The sequence below is a fragment of the Salipiger sp. PrR007 genome, from assembly GCF_010499845.1.
GTDB lineage: Bacteria > Pseudomonadota > Alphaproteobacteria > Rhodobacterales > Rhodobacteraceae > Salipiger > Salipiger pacificus_A.
The window spans coordinates 245,107-260,179 of sequence record NZ_JAAGOZ010000017.1 but is presented as its reverse complement, the minus strand read 5'-3'; the positions used below and the strand labels follow the sequence as shown (position 1 = coordinate 260,179).

At 67.4% G+C, this 15,073-nt stretch carries 19 protein-coding genes and 1 pseudogene; 5 read left to right on the top strand and 15 right to left on the bottom strand.

The genetic code is table 11. The annotated features are described in order from the left end of the window. Window positions 1–81 precede the first annotated feature (81 nt). A complete protein-coding gene (locus G0Q01_RS08150) occupies window positions 82–789 on the top strand; it encodes a YafY family protein (protein ID WP_164213261.1) in 708 nt (235 codons plus the stop codon). A 120-nt stretch (window positions 790–909) separates the two neighbouring features. After that, window positions 910–2,190: a lytic murein transglycosylase gene (locus G0Q01_RS08145; protein WP_164213260.1), complete on the top strand. Its 1,281-nt coding sequence runs from the start codon at window positions 910–912 to the stop codon at window positions 2,188–2,190. Window position 2,191: 1 nt separating this feature from the next. Here the strand turns inward: G0Q01_RS08145 and G0Q01_RS08140 are convergent, their stop codons facing one another. The 12 genes from G0Q01_RS08140 to G0Q01_RS08085 all read right to left on the bottom strand — a co-directional run bounded on the left by G0Q01_RS08140 (window position 2,192) and on the right by G0Q01_RS08085 (window position 12,171). Beyond that, entirely contained in the window at window positions 2,192–2,632 is a 441-nt protein-coding gene (locus G0Q01_RS08140; protein WP_108967318.1) for a hypothetical protein, read from the bottom strand. Continuing rightward, window positions 2,629–3,111 (bottom strand): RNA pyrophosphohydrolase, encoded by a 483-nt coding sequence (locus G0Q01_RS08135; RefSeq protein WP_164213296.1) that lies wholly within the window; start codon window positions 3,109–3,111, stop codon window positions 2,629–2,631. Before G0Q01_RS08135 ends, G0Q01_RS08140 begins: the two co-directional genes overlap by 4 nt. A gap of 168 nt (window positions 3,112–3,279) precedes the next feature. Then, on the bottom strand, window positions 3,280–4,644 hold the full coding sequence (locus G0Q01_RS08130; protein ID WP_164198631.1) for a S41 family peptidase: 1,365 nt from the start codon (window positions 4,642–4,644) through the stop codon (window positions 3,280–3,282). Window positions 4,645–4,651: 7 nt separating this feature from the next. Then, window positions 4,652–5,764, bottom strand: coding sequence for a murein hydrolase activator EnvC (locus G0Q01_RS08125; RefSeq protein WP_164213259.1), 1,113 nt, complete (start codon window positions 5,762–5,764; stop codon window positions 4,652–4,654). After that, window positions 5,761–7,278, bottom strand: a complete 1,518-nt coding sequence (gene gpmI / locus G0Q01_RS08120; protein WP_164213258.1) for a 2,3-bisphosphoglycerate-independent phosphoglycerate mutase — start codon at window positions 7,276–7,278, stop codon at window positions 5,761–5,763. The genes G0Q01_RS08125 and gpmI overlap by 4 nt, the downstream gene beginning before the upstream one ends. Before the next feature lie 82 nt (window positions 7,279–7,360). Beyond that, window positions 7,361–8,641, bottom strand: coding sequence for a TRAP transporter large permease (locus G0Q01_RS08115; RefSeq protein WP_164213257.1), 1,281 nt, complete (start codon window positions 8,639–8,641; stop codon window positions 7,361–7,363). Beyond that, complete coding sequence (locus tag G0Q01_RS08110; protein WP_164198627.1) at window positions 8,641–9,138, bottom strand: TRAP transporter small permease; 498 nt, start codon at window positions 9,136–9,138, stop codon at window positions 8,641–8,643. The genes G0Q01_RS08115 and G0Q01_RS08110 overlap by 1 nt, the downstream gene beginning before the upstream one ends. A gap of 107 nt (window positions 9,139–9,245) precedes the next feature. Next, the gene (locus tag G0Q01_RS08105; RefSeq protein ID WP_164213256.1) at window positions 9,246–10,250 is read right to left on the bottom strand and encodes a TRAP transporter substrate-binding protein; all 1,005 of its coding nucleotides are present in this window, start codon (window positions 10,248–10,250) and stop codon (window positions 9,246–9,248) included. Between the two features lie 258 nt (window positions 10,251–10,508). Further along, the gene (locus tag G0Q01_RS08100) at window positions 10,509–10,763 is read right to left on the bottom strand and encodes a DUF6455 family protein (RefSeq protein ID WP_203594938.1); all 255 of its coding nucleotides are present in this window, start codon (window positions 10,761–10,763) and stop codon (window positions 10,509–10,511) included. Between the two features lie 3 nt (window positions 10,764–10,766). After that, window positions 10,767–11,090 carry a DUF6455 family protein gene (locus tag G0Q01_RS08095; protein WP_235939846.1) on the bottom strand — a complete coding sequence of 108 codons (324 nt, stop codon included), beginning with the start codon at window positions 11,088–11,090 and terminating at the stop codon, window positions 10,767–10,769. Between the two features lie 4 nt (window positions 11,091–11,094). Continuing rightward, window positions 11,095–11,352: a DUF6455 family protein gene (locus G0Q01_RS08090; protein ID WP_108967332.1), complete on the bottom strand. Its 258-nt coding sequence runs from the start codon at window positions 11,350–11,352 to the stop codon at window positions 11,095–11,097. 90 nt (window positions 11,353–11,442) lie between these two features. Then, window positions 11,443–12,171 carry a M48 family metallopeptidase gene (locus G0Q01_RS08085; protein WP_164213255.1) on the bottom strand — a complete coding sequence of 243 codons (729 nt, stop codon included), beginning with the start codon at window positions 12,169–12,171 and terminating at the stop codon, window positions 11,443–11,445. Window positions 12,172–12,350: 179 nt separating this feature from the next. On the opposite strand from G0Q01_RS08085, the gene G0Q01_RS08080 reads away from it, so the two are divergent. Continuing rightward, a complete protein-coding gene (locus G0Q01_RS08080; RefSeq protein ID WP_108967336.1) occupies window positions 12,351–12,596 on the top strand; it encodes a hypothetical protein in 246 nt (81 codons plus the stop codon). Here G0Q01_RS08080 and G0Q01_RS08075 read toward each other — a convergent pair. Then, window positions 12,597–12,853 (bottom strand): annotated as a pseudogene (locus G0Q01_RS08075) (DUF167 domain-containing protein). A gap of 173 nt (window positions 12,854–13,026) precedes the next feature. Here G0Q01_RS08075 and G0Q01_RS08070 point away from each other — a divergent pair. Further along, window positions 13,027–13,605 (top strand): nitroreductase family protein, encoded by a 579-nt coding sequence (locus tag G0Q01_RS08070; RefSeq protein WP_164213254.1) that lies wholly within the window; start codon window positions 13,027–13,029, stop codon window positions 13,603–13,605. Further along, window positions 13,602–14,303, top strand: a complete 702-nt coding sequence (locus tag G0Q01_RS08065) for an EI24 domain-containing protein (protein ID WP_164213253.1) — start codon at window positions 13,602–13,604, stop codon at window positions 14,301–14,303. The genes G0Q01_RS08070 and G0Q01_RS08065 overlap by 4 nt, the downstream gene beginning before the upstream one ends. A gap of 32 nt (window positions 14,304–14,335) precedes the next feature. Here G0Q01_RS08065 and G0Q01_RS08060 read toward each other — a convergent pair whose 3' ends face one another. Beyond that, window positions 14,336–14,629: a DUF1467 family protein gene (locus G0Q01_RS08060; RefSeq protein ID WP_164198618.1), complete on the bottom strand. Its 294-nt coding sequence runs from the start codon at window positions 14,627–14,629 to the stop codon at window positions 14,336–14,338. 9 nt (window positions 14,630–14,638) lie between these two features. Further along, window positions 14,639–15,043, bottom strand: a complete 405-nt coding sequence (gene mce, locus G0Q01_RS08055; RefSeq protein WP_164198617.1) for a methylmalonyl-CoA epimerase — start codon at window positions 15,041–15,043, stop codon at window positions 14,639–14,641. Between the last annotated feature and the right edge of the window lie 30 nt (window positions 15,044–15,073).

Here is a 15,073-nt window from a genome sequence, read left to right as displayed (position 1 = left end):
GAGGGAAGGAAGTGCCGGCGCCTCGGACCCTAGCCGGCGCTCTTGCCGAAATCTGTCAGGACGGTGCAGGATGATGCGGCCATGTCCCGGACCGAACGCCTCTTCCAGCTCATGCAGGCCATGCGCCGCCTGCCCTCCCCCGTCACCGCCGCCACGCTGGCGCAGGAAACGGGGGTGTCGGAGCGCACGCTCTATCGTGACATCGGGTCTCTGCGCGGGCTCGGCGCGGTGATCGACGGCGAGGCCGGCTATGGCTTCACCCTCATCGAGGACCCGCACCTGCCGCCGCTGTCGTTCGACGAGGACGAGCTCGAGGCGCTGGTGCTGGGGCTGCGCGAGGTCGAGGCGCTGGCCGATCCGGCGCTGGCCCATGCGGCGCGCAATGCGCTGGCAAAGCTGCGCGCCCGCCTGCCCGAGCGGCAGGCCCACCAGCTGCGCCACGCGGTGCTGACCGCGCATCGCTTCTCGCCCCCGGCCGAGCCCACCATCGACGCCGCCCGGTTGCGCTGCGCCTGCCGGGAAGAGTGGCACATCCGCTTCGGCTACCGCGACGCGCAGGGCGCGGCGACGCAGCGCGAAGTGAAGCCGTTGTCGCTGCTGCTGCTCGACAATTCGCATTGCCTGATCGCCTGGTGCCTGCTGCGCGCCGACTACCGCACGTTTCGGCTCGACCGGATGGTCGGGATGGAGGTGCTGGAGACCTCCTTCCGGCCCGAGCGCGTGCCGATGCTGCGCGGCTTCATGGCGCGCATGGAGGCCGAGAGAGGCAGCTGCGCGATCCGGATGTGAGCCCCCCGTCCGCAATCTCTTGCCGATTGCGTGAAATGTGATCGCGGCCCCTCCTTCGCAAAACGCCTCGCACGCGGTAGCCTTCCGGTCAACAAGAACACGAGCAGTAGGTGACCCCAGATGAAACGGAGCCTTTCCGGCCTCGCGCTGTGCCTGATGGCCACGCAGGTCTCGGCAGACCGCCTAGACGACTTCACCGCCCCGGTGATCTCGCAGCGCCCGGCGCTGCGCCCTCTCGCCTTTGTCGCGGCGGAGCCCGCGCAGGTGGTCCCCGCCAGCGAGGTGCAGCAGGAGTTCGCCCGCTGGCTCACCAGCTTCCGCGCGCGTGCCCGCGCCGAGGGGATCAGCGAGCGCACCCTCGACGTTTCGCTCCGCAACGTCGCGCTCGACACGGACGCGTTGCACAAGATCAACAACCAGGCGGAGTTCACCAAGACACTCTGGGCCTACCTCGGCTCGGCGGTCTCGGACACGCGCATCGAGAACGGCCGGGCGGCGCTGGCGCAGCATGACCAGCTTCTGCGCCAGATCGAGGCGCGCTACGGCGTCGACCGGCAAGTGGTGCTGGCCATCTGGGGCATGGAAAGCGCCTATGGCAGCCATCGAGGCACGCATCCGGTGATCCCGGCGCTGGCGACGCTGGCTTTTGGCTCGCGGCGGGGCTCTTTCTTCGAGGGTCAGCTGATCGACGCGCTGCACATCATCCAGAACGGCGACACCAGCCCCGAGCACATGACCGGCAGCTGGGCCGGGGCGATGGGCCACACGCAGTTTATCCCCTCCTCCTACCGCGCGCTGGCGGTGGACTGGACCGGCGACGGCAAGCGCGACATCTGGTCGGACGACCCCGCCGACGCGCTGGCCTCGACGGCGCATTACCTTGCCGAGAACGGCTGGATCCACGGTCAGCCCTGGGGAGTCGAGGTACAGCTGCCGCGCGGCTTCGACTACGAGCTGGCGGGCAGCACGAGCCGCATGCCCTCGGATTGGGCGCGGCTCGGCGTGGTCGGCATGGACGGACGCCCGGTACAGGACTTCGGCTCGGCCCGGCTGCTGCTGCCGGCGGGACACAGGGGCGCGGCCTTCCTGACCTTCAAGAACTTCAAGGTGATCTCGCGCTACAACGCCGCCGACGCCTATGTGATCGGGGTCGGGCACCTGGCCGACCGGATCATGGGCGGCGCGCCGATCCGCGCCAGTTGGCCCGATGACGAGCGCGCGCTGACCAGCGACGAGCGCAAAGAGCTTCAGGTGCGGCTGAGGCAGGCGGGCTTCGATCCCTCGGGGGTCGACGGGCGCATCGGGCCGAACACGATCAAGGCGCTGCGGGACTACCAGCGTGCGGTCGGCGTGGTGCCGGACGGCTATGCCTCGCTCGAGGTGCTGCACCGGCTGCGGTAATTCAGCGGCACCCCGCGCCGCAGCTCTTCACCAGCGCCCTCACCTGGCGGGCGCTGGGACCGGGCCAGCGGTTGGCGTTGCAGGGGTCGGCGATCAGCACAAGCCGGCCCTCCTCGCGCTTCAGCAGCGCCGCCATGGGGCCGGTCCGAGCCTCGCCGCACCATGGGCCGTAGCAGGAAACGCGCAGGGTGATGCGCTGGTCGAAGGGGCGGTCGAAGCCCGCCCGCCCCAGTGCCCAGCCCCAGAAGCGCGCGGGCACTTCGCCCGAACTGCGTGGCACCGGTCCGGTCTCGAGCATGCCGTTCACCGCGATCCACTCGGTCTGCTCGGACTTCGCCGCGCGCACGTCGCGCGCCACGTCCGGCGGCAGGCACTTGAGCGCAAAGGCCGGACTGGCCACACCAAGCAACAGAACGAGGAACAGGAACGCGGTACGGATCACAGCTTCTCCCGGAAGGCGGCGATGACCTGTTCGTAAACGGGGCGCTTGAAGGGCACGATCTGGCCCAGAACCTCATCCGCCGGCAGCCAGCACCATTCCGAGAACTCGGGGTGCTCGGTCTGGATGTTGACCTGCGCATCCTCGCCGTGGAAGCGCAGCAGGTACCACTTCTGCTCCTGCCCCTTGTAGCGGCCCTTCCAGATGCGCGGCACGATGTCGTGCGGCAGATCATAGCAGAGCCAGCCCTCGGTCTCGGCCTCGACGGTGACCAGCGAGGGGCTGACGCCGATCTCTTCCTCGAGCTCGCGCAGGGCGGCCTCCTGTGGCCCCTCGCCCTCGTCGATCCCGCCCTGCGGCATCTGCCAGGCGGGCACCTCGCTGTCGAGTCGCTGGCCGACGAAGACGTGCCCGGCGGCGTTGACCAGCATCACGCCGACGTTGCGGCGATAGGGCAGCGCGGCGATTTCTTCGGGGGTCATGGTCTTCATCGGAGGCTCCTTGGTTTGCGGCGCACGCTAGCGCCGGTTCAGGAATTTTGGAAGGGACGACCCGTCTGGCCACGAGCCGAAGCCACTGGAAGCACCCCCCGACGGACAAAGGCGCGCCCCGCGGGACGCGCCTTTGCCAGTCCCGGAAACCCGGAAACCTTATTTGTCAGCCGCCTGCGCCTGCTGCATGAGCGCCTGCTCGTCGCCGAGAACGCTGAGGCCCTTGAGGATGTCGATCGCATAGGCCAGCTGGTAGTCGTCCTGGCGCAACTTGGCGGCTTCCTCGGCCTTGGCGCGGTCCTCTTCAATCTGGCGGACCTCGTCCTCGGTCAGGCTGTCGTTGTCCAGCGCGCCGCGCAGGTCGGCCTCGGAGCGGCCGAAGCCGGGCACGGTGTCCTCTTCACTCTCCGGCTCGGGCGGACGCTGCTCGACGACGATGTCGGGCGAGACGCCGAGCGCCTGGATCGAGCGGCCCGAGGGGGTGTAGTAGCGCGCGGTGGTCAGGCGCATCGCGCCGTCGCCCCGCAGCGGCATGACCGTCTGCACCGAGCCCTTGCCGAAGCTCTTGGTGCCCACGACGACGGCGCGGTGGTGATCCTTCAGCGCACCGGCGACGATCTCGGACGCCGAGGCCGAGCCGCCGTTGATCAGCACCACGATCGGCTTGCCGTCCGAAAGGTCGCCCTCGGTGGCATTGTAGCGCTCGCCATCGGCGGCGTTGCGGCCCCGGGTCGACACGATCTCGCCCTTGTCGAGGAAGGCGTCGGCGACCTTGATCGCCTGGGTCAGAAGGCCGCCCGGGTTGTTGCGCAGGTCGAGCACGATGCCGTTGATCTTGTCGATGCCGCCCGCGGCCTCGACCTCCTTGGCCAGCCCTTCCGAGAGGTTGGGGAAGGTCTGGTCGTTGAATGTGGTCACGCGCAGCACCACGCTGTCGCCCTCGCGGCGGGTGCGCACGGCGGTGAGGGTGATCGTGTCGCGGATGATCGAGATATCGAAGGGCTCGTCCTCACCCTCGCGCACCACGGTGATGACGATCTCGGAGCCGACCGGCCCGCGCATCTTGTCGACCGCCTCGTCGAGGTTCAGCCCGAGAACCGACTCGCCGTCGACATGGGTGATGAAATCCCCGGCCTGCACGCCGGCCTCGGCGGCAGGGGTGCCGTCCATCGGCGAGACGACCTTGACGAAGCCATCTTCCTGGGTGACCTCGATGCCAAGCCCGCCGAATTCGCCGCGTGTCTGCACGCGCATGTCGGCGGCATCGTCGGGCGGAAGGTAGCTCGAATGCGGGTCGAGAGAGGTGAGCATGCCGTTGATGGCAGCCTCGATCAGCTTCTTGTCATCCACCTCCGAGACATATTGCGCACGGATGCGCTCGAAGATGTCGCCGAAGAGGTCGAGCTGTTCGTAGACGCTGGTGTTCTTCTCGGCTTCCTGGGCCAGCAGCGGGCCGACGAACTGCGTCGTCGCCACCACGCCTGCCACGGTGCCGCCCAGTGCGGCCATCAGAAACTTGTTCATCCTCAGATCATCCCTTGTCGCTGGCGAACCATTCTAGCGGGTCCACGGGCGCGTCGCCCTCTCTTACCTCTATATACAGGGTCTCCGTGCGTCCAGCGCCGGAACCTTCACGTGACGGTGACGCCCCGTCGCCTGCTGCATCTCCCATCAGCCCGACGGGTGCGCCCTCGGAAAGGATTTCCCCCGTCGCCGCATAGGTCTCGTCCAGCCCCGCGAGGACGATGAGCAAATCCGGCTGCGGCTCGAGAATGGTCACGAGGCCATAATCGAGCAGCGGGCCGGAGTAGCGCACGGTGGCGGCAGTGGGCGTGGTGACGATGGCCTGCGGCAGCGTGGCGATCACGATGCCGGGTCGCGAGACCCCGGCGGCATCCGCCTCGCCCGCCGCGCGCAGCACCTGCCCGCGCACCGGCATCGGCAGGCTGCCGCGCCGCGCATCCACGGGTGGCAGCCGGTTCGGCGCCTCGCCCTGCGAGATGTTCGACAGGCCGGAGGCAAAGCCCTCCAGCGTCTCTGTGGCCGAGATGAGGATCGCGGTGCGCACCGGGTCCTCGGTGAAACGCATCGGCAGGTCGGTGCGGTCGGCCACCGCCTGGCTAAGCTCGGTGCGCGCGGCCTGCACACCGGCCAGCCCCTCGCGCAGGGTTTGCGCGGCGCTTTCCTGCAGGGTCCGCAGCTGCGCCACCTCGTCGAGGTCGGAGCGCAGTTGGCGCGCCTCCTGCGCCAATCCCGGCGTCACCGCCGACAGCAGCATGCCCGCCCGCGCCGAGCCGACGGGCCCCGCCGGATGCAGCAGCGCCTCGGGGGCCGCCGTGCTGCCGAGGCTCGACAGCACGCCCAGAAGCTGCGCCACCTCGCCCTCCTGCGCGGCAAGCCGGCGGCTCAGCTCGGTCTCGCGCACGGCCGCGTCCCGGAGCCCGTCGCGCAGGGCGGCAAGCCCGTCCTCATAGGCCTCGACAGTGCGGGTCAGCGCCTTGACGCGGTCGCGCGCGGTGTCCGCCTGCCCCAATTGCACAGAAGCCGCTTCCAGCGCCCGTGCCGCGGCACGGGCAGCCTCGCCCGGGGCCTGCGCCAGCGCCGGACCCGCCATCAGGCAAAGGATCAGCGCGGCGGCTCTCATTCGTCGATCAGGCTCGTCCCGGTCATCTCCTCGGGCTGCGGCAGGTTCATCAGCTGCAGCAGCGTCGGAGCGACATCGGCGAGGATGCCGTCATGCACCGTCGCGCCCTCGGGTCCGCCGAAAAGGATCACCGGCACCGGGTTGGTCGTATGCGCGGTGTGAGGCCCATTCGTCTCGTCGTCCCACATGGTCTCGCAATTGCCGTGGTCCGCGATGACCACCATGGCGCCGCCGACCTTCTCGAGCGCCGCGACCACCTTGCCGAGCCCGTCGTCCACCGCCTCGCAGGCCTTGATTGCCGCGTCGAGATCGCCGGTGTGACCGACCATATCGGGGTTGGCGAAATTGGTGACGATGAGGTCATAGCCCTTCTCGATCGCCGCGACGAAGCGCTCGGCGACCTCGGGTTCGGACATCTCGGGCTGCAGGTCGTAGGTCGCCACCTTGGGCGACTTGGGCATGAAGCGGTCCTCGCCTTCCTCAGGCGTCTCCTTGCCACCGTTCAGGAAGAAGGTGACATGAGGATATTTCTCGGTCTCGGCGAGGCGGAACTGCGTGAGCCCGTGCTTGGCCACCCATTCGCCCAGCGTGTTGACGATCACCCGCTTGGGATAGGCTGTCGTCATGTAGGCGTTGTGTTTGTCCGAGTATTCGACCATGCCGAGCAGCGCCGAAAGCTCGGGCTTCTCGCGCTCGAACCCGTCGAAGTCCGGCGCGCCGATGGCCGCGAGGATCTCGCGCGCCCGGTCGGCGCGGAAGTTGAGGCAGAAGAAACCGTCGCCCGCCGTCAGCCCCTCGTAGCCGCCGATCACGGTCGCCGGGATGAACTCGTCGGTCTTGTCATTGGCGTAGCTCTGGGCAACGGCGGTGACCGCGTCGGGGGCGGTTTCGCCCTTCCCGCCCACCATCGCCTCATAGGCCGTCTGAACCCGCTCCCAGCGGTTGTCGCGGTCCATGGCGTAGTAGCGACCGATGACGGTGCCGATGCTGGCACCCTCGGGCAGGCTTTCGTCAAGATCCTTCACGAAGCCTTCACCCGACTTCGGCGCCACGTCGCGGCCATCGGTGATCGCGTGCAGCACCACTTCGAGGCCCTGATCGACCAGCAGCTTCACCGCCGCCTTGATGTGGGTGATGTGACCGTGCACGCCGCCGTCCGAGACGAGCCCCATCAGGTGTGCGCGACCGCCCGCAGCCTTCACCTTGGCAGCGAAGTCGAGGATCGCCTCGTTCTTGAAGAAGGAGCCGTCCTCGATCGCGAGGTCGATCTGGCCCAGATCCATCGCCACCACCCGGCCCGCGCCGATGTTGGTGTGGCCCACTTCCGAATTGCCCATCTGGCCGCTCGGCAGGCCGACCTCGGGCCCGAAGGTGACCAGCGTGGCATGCGGGCATGTGGCGTAGAGCCTGTCCATCGTGGGCGTCTTGGCCAGCGCCGGGGCGTTGTACGCCGTCTCGTCTCGCAGGCCCCAGCCGTCGAGGATGGTCAGGACAACGGGTTTCGGAGTGGTCATGCGCAAACGCCCTTTTTCTCGCGAGGTTGTCGCAGGTGTAGCAGGGCGGCGCCGCGATGTGGAGGGCCGCCGCGCGCCGGGCTCACCCGAAGATCAGTTTCGGCACGAAGAGCGAAATCTGCGGCAGATAGGTGATCAGCAGCAGCACCAGGATGTTGACCACGACGAAGGGCCAGACCCCGGCAATGATCTGCGACACCGGCTTGCCCAGAGTCGAGGAGGCCACGAAGATATCCAGCCCGAAGGGCGGCGTGATCATCCCCAGTGAGATGTTCAGCGTGACGATCATGCCGAAGTGCACCGGGTCAATCCCCAGCGACTGCGCGACCGGGAAGAGCGGCGGCACCAGCACCAGCAGCGCCGAGTTCGGGTCGATGAACATGCCCGCGACGAAGAAGCAGAGGTTGGCCACCATCAGGAAGGTGATCCAGCCCGCGTCCACCGACTCCAGAAGGCCGATGATCGAGTTCGGCACCTGCGCCAGCGTCACGAAGAAGGAGATCAGCCCGCCCATCGCCAAGAGCACGAAGATGATCGCGGTGTTGATGGCGCTGCGCTCGGTGATCTTGAACAGGTCGTTCCACGTCAGGCTGCGCAGGATGAAGGCCTCGACGACGATGGCATAGACCACGCTGACCGCCGCCGCCTCGGTTGGGGTGATGACGCCGGAATAGATGCCGCCAAGGATGATGACCGGCATCCCGAGCGCCCATTTCGCCTGCCAGATGGCCCGCAGACGTTCGGACCACGCCACGCGCGGCTCGCGGGTCACCCCACCCTTGCCGGCCTCGAGCCAGACAAAGAGCGCGAAGGCCAGGCCAAGCACCAGCCCCACGGCGAGCCCACCGGCAAAGAGCCGCGAGATCGAGGTGCCGGTCATCCAGCCGTAAACGATGAGCGTGATCGACGGCGGGATCAGCAGCGAGGTCTCGGCGCTGGCCACCAGCAGGCCGAGGCTGAACTTGTCCGAGTAGCCGGCCCGGCGCATCTCGGGATAGACCATTCGGCCCATCGCCGCGACCGTCGCCGGGGCCGAGCCCGAGACCGCGCCAAAGGCCATGGAGCCGCCGACCACCACGTGTCCGATGCCGCCCCGGGTATGGCCGACCAGCGCCTTCACCACGTTGACCAGCTGCGCGGCGATCTGCCCCGCCCCCATGAGGTTTGCTGCGAAAATGAAGAAGGGGATGGCCAGCAGCGTCGTGTGGTCTATGCCGCCGACGATCTTTTGCACGATCGCCGGGTCCGGCAGCCTCGCGTAGAAGAGCTCCTTGTAAGCCAGCGCGGGCACGCCCAGCACCAGCAGCATCTCGAAACCGGCAAGCAGCAGCAGCGCGGCGAGGAGGACGATCAGGATCAGCATCACTCGGCCTCCGCCTGCGCCGCGAAGCGGTCGATGACGCCGAAGAGGCTCAGCCCGTAGCGCAGCGCCAGCAGCAGGAAGCCGATGACCGGCGCCAGATAGATCAGCCCCATGGGGATCCCCAGCGTCGGCGAGGTCTGGCCGGATTTGAGCACGAACTCAACCATCTGTACGCCCAGCCACGCCACGTAGAGCGAAAAGAGCAGCCCCACCGTGTCGATGACCCGCAAGAGCCAGCGCCGCGCGGGTTCGGGCAGCTTGTCGCGCAGGTTGGTGATGCCCACGTGCTTGCCGCGCTCCAGCGCGAGGCCGAGCGCGAGGAAGACCAGGAAAAGGTTCATCAGCCGCACCGCTTCCTCGATCCAGGCAAAGCGGCTGGCCATGGTGCCGCCGAATTCCCGCACCACCACCGAGCCGAAGAACAGCGCCACCATGGTCAGGAACAGCACCACGAGGATCGTGCGCTCGACCCTTCGCAGCAAGTTGAGGAATGTCATGGGCGGTCTCCGGATCAGCGGTCGGGCGGCGTCTTGCAAAGAGGCGCCCGGAGAACCGGGCGCCCTGTAAGGTCTTGGAAAGTCAGGTCGCCCCGCGGGGCGCGGACTTATTTGGCGGTGGCCGTCTCGTAGGCGTCCAGCAGCGTCTTGCCGGTTTCACCGGCCATGGCGACATAGGCTTCCGAGGCCGGGCCCCAGGTCAGCTCGCGCAGCTCGGCACGCTCTTCGGGCGAGGCGACGCGGACGTTGGTCCCCGAGTCCTTGATCACCTGCAGCGCCTCTTCGACGGCGGCGGCCTTGTGGGCGGTCAGATCGGGGATGACCTCGGCGAAGGCGCCCTTGATCACGTCCTGATACTCGGCCGGCAGGCTCTCCCAGAACATCGGGTTGAACAGAACCACGTCTTCCATCGCGCCGTGATCCGAGATCACCACGTTCTCCTGAACCTCGTAGAACTTCATGTTCTTGATGGTATCGAGCGGGTTCTCCTCGCCGTCCACGACGCCGGTCTGCAGCGAGGTGTAGAGCTCGCCGAAGGGCAGCGCGATGGCCGAGGCGCCCAGCGCGTTGAACTGCTCAATGAGGATCGAGCTGTCCATCACCCGGAACTTCTGGTCGGCAAAGGCGGCGAGATTGTCGAGCGGCTTGTTCGAAGTGAACTGCTTCTTGCCATTCGGCCAGAGCATCAGCGCGACCATGCCCTTGTCCGAGAAGGTGTCCAGCAACGCCTGGCCGAAGGGGCCCTCGCGCAGCGCCTGCGCCTCGGCGGCGTCCTCGGGGATCAGGTAGGGGATATCGAGGATCGACACCGCCGGGTTGAAGCCGCCAAGGAAGGCGGCCGGGGCGACGGTGCCCTCGATGGTGCCGAGTTGCACGCCCTCGTTCATCTGGCGCTGGTTGCCCAGCTGGCCCTGCGGGAAGATCTGCAGCTCGACCGCGCCTTCGGTGCGCTCTTTGACCAGCTCGGCGACCTTCTCGAGGTGCACGTGGCGGCTCTGCGCCGTGCTTTCGAGATGGCCGATCTTGGCCACGAACTCCTGCGCCGAAGCGGTGCCAGATGCGAAGGAAAGCGCGAGCGCAAGCGCGGCGCCGGCAAAGCGGGTCATGACCATGCGGGGTACTCCAGAATTTGCAACGCCACTAGCTATCGGCGGCGCGGGGTGCAAGTCAAAGCGAACCGCCTATACGGAAGGCGGTCCCGATGCATCAGCCTGTTTCTTGAGCGTGCAGCCCCGCCTGCAGGGTCAGAGCAGGGCGCGGTCTTACGATCGCTCCCCGGCTGCCGCGGAAGCCGGGCAGAAAAAAGCGGCCCGCTCATGTTTAACGGGCCGCAGTGAGATGCACTCCCCTCTCAAAAAAGTGCACCTATCTCATTTCGCGCGCCTGAGCCGGGTCAGCGGCGCCGAGATCCGGCATCCCGGCGGCGGCACCCTGGCGAGATCGCAATGGGTCGCCAGCCACTTTTCACATTGCTCCACCAGCGCGCAGCCGCAGCAGGCGGCCACCATCACCTGATATTCCTCGGGCCGAAGCCGCCCCGTGTCGATCTGCTCGGCAAGGTTGAGGCCCATGACCCGCGCCACGCTGCGCGCCATCCAGAAGTGCCGTGCCTGATCGCCCAGCATGATTCACACCTCGTTCCGGAGTTCATCCCGCAACATCTTGAAAGGACGTCCGTTCACACAGTCTTCGGGCCAGACGCGCGCGCCCTCCCCTTCGGCCTCTATACCGGCCCGGTGGTCGAGCCAGCGCGCGCAGCCCTCGGCCCAGAGACAGGCTCGGCAGCGCCGGACCATCCCGGCCCAGTCGTCCTGCGGCAGCACCCCGCGGCGCTGCGCCTCGGCGAGATCGACACCGGTGGCCCGGGCCATGCGCTGTACGCGCCAGTAATGGCTGCGCTCGTCGCCCAGCGGAAAGGGCCTCGGGCCGCGCAGCATGTTGGCCGAGATCATCGCGCTAGCGTCCGGTCAGATCGCGAAAAAGGTCGGCGTTGCGGCAATAGCCCGGCGTGGCCGCCGTGATGCCATCGCGGGTGGCGAGCCAATGCTCGCAGTCACCGGGCTTGTGGCAGCCGGTGCAGGCCAGCACCGCATCCTCGAGACCGGCAAAGCTCAACCGTCCGCGCATCATCTGCTCTTCGAGGTCGACGCCGAGCGCTCCGGCCATCTGGTCGACGAGACCGGCATGACGTTTGAAATCCTTCGCTCCAGGCATGGCTCTTCTCCCTTGTTGGCGGCCTTTTCGGCCTTGCCTCGGGACAAGCCTAGCACGGCAGGGCGGCGGCCCCCTTGATGCACATCAACGTCAGACGCCGCCGCCGGCCCGATACGCCTCGCTCGTGCGCCGCACGGTTTCGATTCGTTCGCTGTTCGGCGGGTGAGTCCCGAGGAAACGGTTCCCCGGATCCGGCAAACGCTCGAAGAACCGCGCGCCGCGAATCGGATCGAAGCCGCTGCGCAGCGTGATCACCGTGCCCAGCTCGTCCGCCTCCAACTCGTAGTTCTTGGTAAAGGTCCGCGCCCCGACCGAGGCGCCGAATTCCTCGGCCGAACGCACCGAAGCCTCATCCGCGCCGGTCATCGCGGCGATGCCCGAGAAGATGATCGCGCCGATGGCGGCATCCTCCTGCACCCGGTCGAGGTGTCCGAGGATATGATGCGAGGCCTCGTGGCCCATGACGAAGGCCAGTTCGTCGGCGTTCTGCGCCTCGCGGATCAGCGCGAGGTTGAAGGCCAGAACCGGCCGCCCCTGGCTGTCGCGGGTCTGGAAGGCATTCGGCGTCTCGTCGGGGCGGTCGTCGACGACGATCAGGAAATCGCAGTTCGCGCCGCCGCGGGTGAAGTTTCGGCACTGGCTCTCGGCGACCGGCTCGACACGGTGGACAACCTCGGTGAACTGCCGTGCGGCGCGGGATTCGCCCCCTCCAGAGAAGGGATCGTTGCGACCCGAGGGCACCGAGGAAACAGGCGCCACGGCACAGGCCGAAACAAGGGCCGAGGCGAGGACGAGGAAAACGGGCAGAAGTCGGCGCATGCGGAAGGTCGCTCCGGTTCGGGTCATGGATCGAAGGATAGGCGGCGGCGCGCCCCGGCGCCAGTGCAGCGCGCATAGAGTGGCATCTTTGTGCTTTTTGCGTGGGCCCCGCGCCGCCGCCAGGGGCTGGTACATTTTGTGGATTGCGCGCCGCGTGAAGGCAGGTCTAGGCTGGGTTCATGTTCAGCATCGAGCACGAATTTGACGCCACAGTGGTGACCCTCGTCGACGAGGGCGAGCCGCATTTGCAGGAAGACGTGATCGTCTCGAGCTTCGAGGAATGCGTCACGGTCGAGCAATATGATCCGCGCACCGACAGGGTGAACAAGATCACGCTCTCGATGACCCAGATGCGCGATCTCGCCGCCGCGATCAGCCTGCCCGAGGGCGTCTATACCAGGCAGGGAGCCGACGAGGAGGAGTGATCACCCCTCCACCCGGAAGGCCTTGTCCCGTGACGTTGCTCCGCGGACCAGCGTGAGCCGCGACTTCGGCACCCCAGCGCCTTTGACAGCAGCTTGATCACCGCCTCGTTGGCCTTGCCGTTTTCCGGAACGGTGGTGACGTAGACCCGGATCTGCCCCTCTTCCTCGCGGATCTCGTTGCGCGAGGCCTTGGGGGTAACGCGCAGCTCCAGCACCGTACCCGGCGCGGCGAGATGGGAAAGGTCGGATTTGGCCATGGCGGGGCTCCTCGTGCGGCTGCCCGTGCTCATATCAGCCCGTCGCAAACCAGACACCCCCAACTCGGCGCCGACTGCCTTCGGCCTGTCTCAAGGCACACCCCGGCACCGCAACCGGTTGAATCCGCGCCGTCAAAGCCTGACATAGGGGTCAACTGAATGAGGAGACGGCGATGCCCACCCCCAACCCGCAGGCGATGGACTTCCTGCTCAGCCGGCGCTCGCGCCCGGCCAAGACGCTGACCGGCCCGGCACCCGACCGCGCGGCGCTCCTGCCGCTGCTCACCGCCGCTGCGCGCACGCCGGATCACGGCAAGCTCGAGCCCTGGCGCTTCATCGTGCTGGAGCGCGGCGCGCTCGACCGTATGGCCGAGGCCGTCGCAGCCCGCGCTTCCGCGCTGGGTATCGACGAAGACCAGGGCGCCAAGGCCCGCGCCGCCTTTGCCGATAGCCCGCTCTGCATCGCGGTGATCGAGGTGCAAAAGGAAAGCCCCAAGATTCCGCCGCTGGAGCAGACCTATTCCGCGGGCGCCGCCTGCCTTGCCCTGCTCAACGCCGCGCTGGCCTCGGGCTGGGGCGCGAACTGGCTGACCGGCTGGGCCTCGCACGACCGCACTTTCGTCGCCGAGACGCTTGGGCTGGCCGAGAACGAGCGCGTCGCGGGCTTCATTCACATCGGCACCGAAACTTCGGCCCCGCCGGAGCGCCCGCGCCCCGACCTCGAGGCGATCACCACCTGGATGGACGCATGATCCCGGCATCCTTTCTTGCCGCGATCGGCCAGATCGGCGATCCGCGCTTCCGCTCGGTTCTGCTCAAGGGGCTCGGCCTGACGGTCGGGCTCTTCGTGCTCATCTACTTCGTCTTCGTCACCGTCGTTGGCTGGCTGGTCGGCGACACTGTCTCGCTGCCCTGGATCGGCGACGTGACCTGGGTCGACACCGCGATCAGCTGGGGTGCGGTGCCGCTGATGATGCTGCTCTCGGTGGTGCTGATGGTGCCCGTTGCCTCGGCGATCACCTCGTTCTTCCTCGACGACGTGGCGCAGGCGGTCGAGGACCGACATTATCCCGCACTCGGCCCGGCGACCGAGGTAAGCTGGGACGAGGCATTGCGCGACACGCTGAGCTTCCTTGGCGTGCTGATCGGGGCCAACCTCGTGGCGCTGGTGCTCTACGTCTTCTTCGCCCCGCTCGCGCCCTTCATCTTCTGGGGGCTGAACGGCTTCTTGCTGGGGCGGGAATATTTCACCCTCGCGGCGATGCGCCGGGTCGGTCGGGAACAGGCCGCCGTGCTGCGCCGCCGCCACCTCGTGACGATCTGGATCGCCGGCGTGCTCATGGCGCTGCCGCTGTCGGTGCCGCTGGTGAACCTGCTGATCCCGATCCTCGGGGCGGCGACCTTCACCCACCTCTACCACCGGCTGCAGGGCGAACGCCCCGCGAGCTAGGCAATCAGGCTAGAAAGCCGGGGCTGGCGGGATCACTCGCCAGCCGTCAAGGGCGGGCCCATCCGGTTGAACATCCAGCCATCGATATCCCGGACCGAGATCATCCCGCTGAAGATGATCCCCGCGAAGATTCCCCACAGAACAACCGAAATGCCGGTGGTGATCCAAGCCTTGCGCTTGAGATTGTGCACCTCGGGGCTGCCAGCGTGGGTGCCGGGCACGATCTCGCCGAGGTCCCCCTGCGTCTTCAGCCGCACGGGAATCACGCAAAGGAAGGTCATGAACCAGATGACCGCGAAGAGCACGATGCCGGAAGTGATTGCCATGATGTGTCCTCAGACCTGTTCCAGCTCGACGAGCGTACCCTGAAAATCCTTGGGGTGCAGGAAAAGCACCGGCTTGCCATGCGCGCCGATCTTCGGCTCGCCATTGCCCAGCACCCGCGCCCCCTGTGCCTTGAGATGGTCGCGCGCGGCGAGGATGTCCTCGACCTCGTAGCAGACGTGGTGAATGCCGCCCGAGGGGTTCTTGTCGAGAAAGCCCTGGATCGGCGACTCGTCCCCGAGCGGGTAGAGCAGCTCGATCTTGGTGTTGGGCAGCTCGATGAACACCACCGTCACGCCATGGTCCGGCTCGTCCTGCGGCGCGCCGACCGCCGCGCCCAGCGTGTCACGGTACATCGCCGAGGCCGCCTCCAGATCGGGCACGGCAATGGCGACATGGTTGAGACGACCGATCATGACACTCTCCCTCGAATCCTCGCGTCGCCC